This window comes from Clostridium sp. CAG:43, assembly GCF_000434655.1.
Taxonomy (GTDB): Bacteria; Bacillota; Clostridia; order Lachnospirales; family Lachnospiraceae; genus Otoolea; species Otoolea fessa.
In genome coordinates this window covers 18743-19059 of record NZ_FR895092.1, presented here as the reverse complement: position 1 = coordinate 19059, position 317 = coordinate 18743, and the positions used below count along the sequence as shown (strand labels likewise).

Annotated in this window: 1 pseudogene; it reads left to right on the top strand. The window is 52.1% G+C overall.

The features are described from left to right. Window positions 1–317 (top strand): annotated as a pseudogene (locus QVO97_RS07420) (ATP-binding protein); the annotation flags it as partial.

The following is a 317-nucleotide window of genomic DNA, read 5'->3' as shown; positions in this document are numbered from 1 at the left end:
AGAGTGCTGATTATCCAGGCGATATCGAAGACTTGTTTCAGGCGGAGCTGTACCTGATTTCGCCGCTCACAGAGCCGGGACGGTTCTTAAAGAAAGAATATTTCCTGACATACCAGCAGAGAGATATTGAACGCCAGATTTTAAAGAAAATCCGGGCAGACCGGACGGGATATTTCTGGTTTACCGGGCTTCCGGGGACGGGAAAAACGCTGCTTTTATATGATATTGCGATGAAACTCTCCGGGCGGCAGCGGGTGTGCATGATCCACTGCGGTGAAGCGGGAAAAGAGTGGAAGGTGCTGCACGAGCGGCTGCGG